Here is a 6,000-nt window from a genome sequence, read left to right as displayed (position 1 = left end):
TGAAAGGCGTGGATGGCCGGGACGAGCCCGGCCATGACGGGCGGGGAGGCTACGCTCTGCCGTTGAGCGAGGCAGGCTCGTCACGCCTTGCGCGAGGCGAGGAAGGCGCCCATGCGCTCGAGCGCCTTCAAGATGTTCCCGGTCGAGTTGGCATAGGACAGGCGGATGAAACCCTCGCCATGGACGCCGAAGTCCGGCCCGCCGATGACGGCGACGCCCGCCTCCTCGAGAAGGGCTGAGGCGAGCGCCTTCGCCTTCCAGCCCGTGCGCGAGACGTTCGGGAAGGCATAGAACGCGCCCTTCGGCGTGGCGCAGGAGACGTTCGGCAGCTTGTTGAGGCCCTCGACGACGACCTTCCGCCGCCGGTCGAACTCGGCCACCATCTCTCCCACGCAATCCTGCGGCCCGGTGAGGGCGGCGAGCCCCGCCCATTGCGCGGCGGCATTGACGCAGGAATAGGAATTGACCGCGAGCTTGCGCGCCGCCTCGTAGAGCGGCTTCGGCCAGACCGAGAAGCCCATGCGCCAGCCGGTCATGGCATAGGTCTTCGACCAGCCGTCGAGCAGGATCAGGCGGTCGCGGATCTCGGGATAGGCAAGCAGCGACACATGGCTCTCGCCGTCATAGGTCATCTGGCCGTAGATCTCGTCCGACATCACGGCGACGTCCGGGTGGTCGGCAAGGCCGGCGACGAGCCGGTCGATCTCGGCCTTGGGCGTGACGCCGCCGGTGGGGTTGGCGGGGGAATTGAGGATGAGGAGGCGCGTCCGCGGCGTGATCAGCGACAGGGTCTCCTCGGCGGAGAAGGCAAAGCCGTTCTCCTCGCGGATCGGCACCGGAACGGGCGTCGCCCCGGTGAACTCGATCATCGAGCGGTAGATGGGAAAGCCGGGATCGGGATAGAGGATCTCGGCCCCCGGCTCGCCGAACATGAGGATCGCCATGAACATGGTGACCTTGCCGCCGGGTACGATCAGCACCTCGTCGGGCGAGACGGAGACGCCGAGGCGGCGGTGGATGTCGGCGGCGACGCCCTCGCGCAGCGGCAGGATGCCGGTGGCCGGCGTATAGCCGTGGTGGCCGTCGCGCAGGGCCTTGACGGCCGCCTCGACGATGTGGGGCGGGGTCGGGAAATCCGGCTGGCCGATGCCGAGGTTGATGATGTCGCGCCCCTCGGCGGCGAGCGCGGTGGCGCGGGCCAGCACGGCGAAGGCGTTTTCCTCTCCTATACGCCCGAAGGCGTCGACGATCCTGAGCATTCTCACTCCCTAGATCTTCCGTTGATGTCCCGGTTGTTCATCTGCTTGCCGAGGGCGCAGGCGCGGTTGGCGCCCGTGCCCGGGGCGTTCTCGAAAGTGCATCGGCGCTCCGGTTGCGATCCGCAGACCTTCGCGAGGTCGCGAAAGCCGACGCAGCGGCCGTCCGGGCCGCGGTAGCCGGGGCCGCCCTTGCAGCCGCAGCCGCGGCACGCCGGCCGCTCGGGACAGGCCGCGAGGACCGGACCGGCGCAGGCCAGCACGGCGACGGCGAACACCGCCGCGAACAGCCGCATGGTTCGGCCGCTGCGCCCCCTCCGATCGCTCCCCACCCCTCGCGTCCCCCGCCTGTTGCCAGCGTGAGGCAACCGAGCCCTGCCTCCAGCGCATCCGTTCAACGATTGATTTTCCGCTGCATTTAGGGCGATGCTGGCAGGGAAATCAAACGGCTAAATCGGTTTTATAGCGCCTTGCCAAAAAGGCGTGAGACGGGAAGGACAACGCCACATGACTGCGCAATCCCGGGACAAATCGCAGCTGCGCTCGCGCCTGTGGTTCGACAATCCCGACAATCCGGGCATGACGGCGCTCTATCTCGAGCGCTACCTCAACTACGGCCTGACGCGCGAGGAACTGCAGTCGGGCAAGCCCATCATCGGCATCGCCCAGACGGGCTCGGACCTCTCGCCCTGCAACCGCCACCATCTCGATCTGGCGCACCGGGTGCGCGAAGGTATCCGTGCGGCCGGCGGCGTGGTGATGGAATTCCCCGTCCATCCCATCCAGGAGACGGGCAAGCGTCCGACCGCCTCGCTCGACCGCAACCTCGCCTATCTCGGCCTCGTCGAAGTGCTCTACGGCTATCCGCTCGACGGCGTGGTGCTGACGACGGGCTGCGACAAGACGACGCCGGCCTGCATCATGGCGGCGGCGACGGTGAACATCCCCGCCATCGTGCTCTCCGGCGGGCCGATGCTCAACGGCTGGTTCCGCGGCGAGCGCACGGGCTCCGGCACCGTGGTGTGGAAGGCGCGCGAGCTGCTTGCCGAGGGCAAGATCGACTACGAGAAGTTCATCGAGCTCGTGGCCTCCTCGGCGCCGTCCGTCGGGCACTGCAACACCATGGGCACGGCCTCGACCATGAACTCGCTGGCCGAGGCGCTCGGCATGAGCCTGCCGGGCTGTGCCGCGATCCCGGCACCCTACCGCGAGCGCGGGCAGATTGCCTACGAGACCGGCAAGCGCATCGTCGAGATGGTATGGGAAGACCTGAAGCCCTCCGACATCCTGACGCGCGAGGCCTTCGAGAACGCCATCGTGGTCAATTCGGCCATCGGCGGCTCGACCAATGCGCCGATCCACATCAATGCCATCGCCAAGCACATTGGTGTGCCGCTGAGCGTGGAGGACTGGGAGACGGTGGGGTACAAGGTGCCGCTGATCGTCGACCTGCAGCCGGCCGGCAAATATCTCGGCGAGGAATATCACCGTGCCGGCGGCGTGCCGGCGGTGGTCAACGAACTGATGAAGCATGGTCTTATCCACGAGAGCGCGCTCACGGTGAACGGCAGGACCATCGGCGAGAACTGCCGTGGGCGCGAGGCGGAGGACCGCGACGTCATCCGCAGCTTCGACAACGCGCTGATGCAGGATGCCGGCTTCATCGTGCTGAAGGGCAACCTGTTCGATTCGGCGATCATGAAGACGAGCGTGATCTCGAAGGAGTTCCGCGACCGCTACCTGTCGAATCCGAGCGACCCCGACGCCTTCGAAGGGCGGGCCATCGTCTTCGACGGGCCGGAGGATTACCACAGGCGCATCGACGATCCGGCCCTTGGCATCGACGAGCATTGCATGCTCTTCATGCGCGGCGCCGGGCCCATCGGCTATCCGGGGGCGGCGGAGGTCGTCAACATGCAGGCGCCGGACTATCTCCTCAAGAAGGGCATCACCTCGCTGCCCTGCATAGGCGACGGGCGCCAGTCCGGCACGTCGGGCTCCCCGTCGATCCTCAACGCCTCGCCCGAGGCGGCGGATGGCGGCGGCCTGGCGCTGCTCAGGACCAACGACCGGGTGCGCGTCGACCTGCGCAAGGGCACAGCCGACATCCTCATCTCCGGCGAAGAGCTTGCCGCCCGCCGGGCGGAGCTCGAGAAGAACGGCGGCTATCCCTATCCCGCCAGCCAGACGCCCTGGCAGGAGATCCAGCGCGCCATGGTCGATCAGCTCTCGGAGGGCATGGTGCTGAAACCGGCGGTGAAATATCAAAAGGTCTCCCAGACCTTCGGGGTGCCGCGCGACAACCATTGACGTCGTTCACACGGCTCGCCTTTCCCGACGGAGAGACCAGTGAGCTCCATCCACGACCGCCGCCACGCATTCCGCCGGCTGCACGAGGCCGGCGGCACCTTCGTCATGCCGAACCCGTGGGACGTGGGCACCGCACGCTTCTTGCAGAGCCTCGGCTTCAAGGCGCTCGCGACGACGAGCGCGGGCGTCGCCTTCTCGCAGGGCTTCCCGGACACCGACTGGGCCGTGCCGCGCGATGCGATGCTGGCTCATATCCGCGAGATCGTCGAAGCCGTGGACGTGCCGGTGAACGCCGATTTCGAATCGGGCTATGCGCACGAGCCGGGCGACGTCGCCAAGAATGTGCGGCTGTGCGTCGACACCGGCGTCGCGGGCCTCTCCATCGAGGACGCGACGGGAGAGCCGTCGCGTCCACTCTATGACCTCAGCCTCGCGCAGGAACGGATCGCGGCGGCGCGTGCGACCATCGACGAGACCGGCAAGGGCGTCGTGTTGACGGCGCGGGCAGAGTGCTGGCTCGTCGGCCATGCGGCGCCGCTCGACGAATCCATCCGCCGGCTCGTGGCTTATGCCGAGGCCGGGGCCGATTGCCTCTATGCGCCGGGCTGCAGGACGCCCGAGCAGATCCGCGCCATCGTGGAAGCCGTGGCGCCCAAGCCCGTCAACGTGCTCATTCCCGCCGGCACGACCATGGGCGTCGACGATTTTTCGGCCCTCGGCGTCAAGCGCCTCAGCGGCGGCTCGGCCTTGTGCCGGGTTGCCTGGGGCGCCTTCATGCAGGCGGCGCGCAGTGTCGCGGCGACCGGGCGCTTCGACGCGCTCGCCGAGGCCGTGCCCTTCGACGAGATCAACGGCTTCTTTCGCGACGACCTGGCGCACGGGCGGAGGCCGACGCGATGAACGCTCCGGTCATCGGCCCGGCGCGCGGCCTGCCGCCGCGGCGAGAGCACGAGGGGCGCACGGTCGTTCTCGCGCCGCTTGACGCGCGGCGGCATGCGGCCGACCTGTGGGCGGCCGTCGCCGGCCACGACAGCCTCTGGGACTACATGGCCTACGGCCCCTTCGCCGATGCGGAGGCTTTCGGCCTCTGGCTCGAGGGGCGGGCGGAGCTGAGCGACCCGTTCTATTTCACCGTGATCGACCGCGGCACGGGACGGGCCGTGGGGCTCGCGACGCTGATGGAGATCCGCCCCGCCCACGGGGTCGTCGAGGTCGGTAACATCGTCTTCTCGCCGGCGCTGCAGCGCACCCCTGCGGCGACGGAGGCGATCTATCTTCTTGCGAAGCATGTTTTCGACGATCTCGGCTACCGCCGCTTCGAGTGGAAGTGCAACGCGGCCAATGCCGCCTCGCGTCGGGCAGCCGAGCGCTTCGGCTTCACCTTCGAGGGCATCTTCCGCCAGCACATGATCGTCAAGGGAAAGAACCGCGATACCGCCTGGTTCGCGATGCTCGACAGAGAGTGGCCGGCGCGCAAGGCGGCCTTCGAGGGCTGGCTGTCGCCCGACAATTTCGACGCCGCGGGGCGCCAGCGCGTCCCGCTCGCCGCTTTTCAGAAGAAATCTCAAGCGACAATCTAGGGAGTAACACAAGTGGCTGGACGCCTATCGGGCAAGACATGTGTCGTGACGGCGGCAGGGCAGGGCATCGGCCGGGCCTGCGCCGAGGCCTTCCTGCGCGAGGGAGCCCTAGTCGTCGCGACCGATCTCGACGAGACCAAGCTCGCCGGTCTTGCGGGCGCGCGCTGCAGCAAACTCGATGTGCGCTCGACCGCTGCCGTCGAGGCGCTGGCGCGCGCCGTCGGCCCGGTGGATGTGCTGCTCAACGCGGCCGGCTATGTCCACCACGGCTCGGTGTTGGAATGCTCGGAAGAGGACTGGGATTTCTCCTTCGACCTCAACGTGAAGTCGATGCATCGCACGGTGCGCGCATTCCTGCCCGGTATGCTGGAGAAGGGCGCCGGTTCCATCGTCAACATCGCCTCGGGTGCCTCCTCCGTGCGCGGCATCCCCAACCGCTATGTCTATGGTGCCAGCAAGGCGGCGGTCGTCGGCCTCACCAAGGCGCTGGCGGCCGACTTCATCCGCAAGGGCGTGCGCGCCAACGCCATCTGCCCCGGCACCATCGAATCACCCTCGCTCGACGAGCGCATCGCGACCCTGGCGCGCGAGACCGGCCAGAGCGTGGAAGCCGTCCGGCAGGCCTTCATCGACCGCCAGCCGATGGGCCGGCTCGGCAAGCCGGAAGAGATCGCCGCTCTCGCAGTCTATCTCGCCTCCGACGAGTCGGCCTTCACGACGGGCCAGATCCATCTCGCCGACGGCGGCTTCGCGCTCTGAACGACGATTGGTCTAACGGGGCGAGCGCATCCCGTTCCCTCTCCGAGGGTAGGGAGGGGGTGGTGCAGCATGCAGGGCTTCATGGCTCTTGCGTC

At 68.0% G+C, this 6,000-nt stretch carries 6 protein-coding genes; 4 read left to right on the top strand and 2 right to left on the bottom strand.

From position 1 onward, the window contains the following. Nucleotides 1-80 precede the first annotated feature (80 nt). Together ASC46_RS03150 and ASC46_RS03145 are read right to left on the bottom strand one after the other, a co-directional pair. Nucleotides 81-1,259 carry a pyridoxal phosphate-dependent aminotransferase gene (locus ASC46_RS03150; RefSeq protein ID WP_055457798.1) on the bottom strand — a complete coding sequence of 393 codons (1,179 nt, stop codon included), beginning with the start codon at nt 1,257-1,259 and terminating at the stop codon, nt 81-83. A 2-nt stretch (nt 1,260-1,261) separates the two neighbouring features. After that, on the bottom strand, nt 1,262-1,552 hold the full coding sequence (locus tag ASC46_RS03145; protein ID WP_055457797.1) for a hypothetical protein: 291 nt from the start codon (nt 1,550-1,552) through the stop codon (nt 1,262-1,264). A 211-nt stretch (nt 1,553-1,763) separates the two neighbouring features. Between ASC46_RS03145 and ASC46_RS03140 the strand changes: the two genes are divergently transcribed. Genes ASC46_RS03140 through ASC46_RS03125 form a run of 4 tightly spaced genes read left to right on the top strand, consistent with a single transcriptional unit; the run spans nt 1,764 to nt 5,905 of the window. Beyond that, nucleotides 1,764-3,566: an IlvD/Edd family dehydratase gene (locus ASC46_RS03140; RefSeq protein WP_055457796.1), complete on the top strand. Its 1,803-nt coding sequence runs from the start codon at nt 1,764-1,766 to the stop codon at nt 3,564-3,566. Nucleotides 3,567-3,605: 39 nt separating this feature from the next. Beyond that, nucleotides 3,606-4,466: an isocitrate lyase/PEP mutase family protein gene (locus tag ASC46_RS03135; protein WP_055457795.1), complete on the top strand. Its 861-nt coding sequence runs from the start codon at nt 3,606-3,608 to the stop codon at nt 4,464-4,466. Further along, nucleotides 4,463-5,146, top strand: a complete 684-nt coding sequence (locus ASC46_RS03130; protein WP_055457794.1) for a GNAT family N-acetyltransferase — start codon at nt 4,463-4,465, stop codon at nt 5,144-5,146. Before ASC46_RS03135 ends, ASC46_RS03130 begins: the two co-directional genes overlap by 4 nt. Before the next feature lie 12 nt (nt 5,147-5,158). Continuing rightward, entirely contained in the window at nt 5,159-5,905 is a 747-nt protein-coding gene (locus tag ASC46_RS03125; protein ID WP_055457793.1) for an SDR family oxidoreductase, read from the top strand. The last annotated feature ends 95 nt before the right edge of the window (nt 5,906-6,000 follow it).

The sequence above is a fragment of the Chelatococcus sambhunathii genome, assembly GCF_001418005.1.
GTDB lineage: Bacteria > Pseudomonadota > Alphaproteobacteria > Rhizobiales > Beijerinckiaceae > Chelatococcus_A > Chelatococcus_A sambhunathii.
Note: the sequence above shows the minus strand (reverse complement) of the source record. Positions and strands in the feature narration are given on the sequence as shown.

Bases quoted from the DNA above. Each gene is read 5' to 3' on its own strand.
- ASC46_RS03150 (WP_055457798.1), bottom strand. From the start codon at position 1,259: ATGCTCAGGATCGTCGACGCCTTCGGGCGTATAGGAGAGGAAAACGCC.
- ASC46_RS03145 (WP_055457797.1), bottom strand. From the start codon at position 1,552: ATGCGGCTGTTCGCGGCGGTGTTCGCCGTCGCCGTGCTGGCCTGCGCC.
- ASC46_RS03140 (WP_055457796.1), top strand. From the start codon at position 1,764: ATGACTGCGCAATCCCGGGACAAATCGCAGCTGCGCTCGCGCCTGTGG.
- ASC46_RS03130 (WP_055457794.1), top strand. From the start codon at position 4,463: ATGAACGCTCCGGTCATCGGCCCGGCGCGCGGCCTGCCGCCGCGGCGA.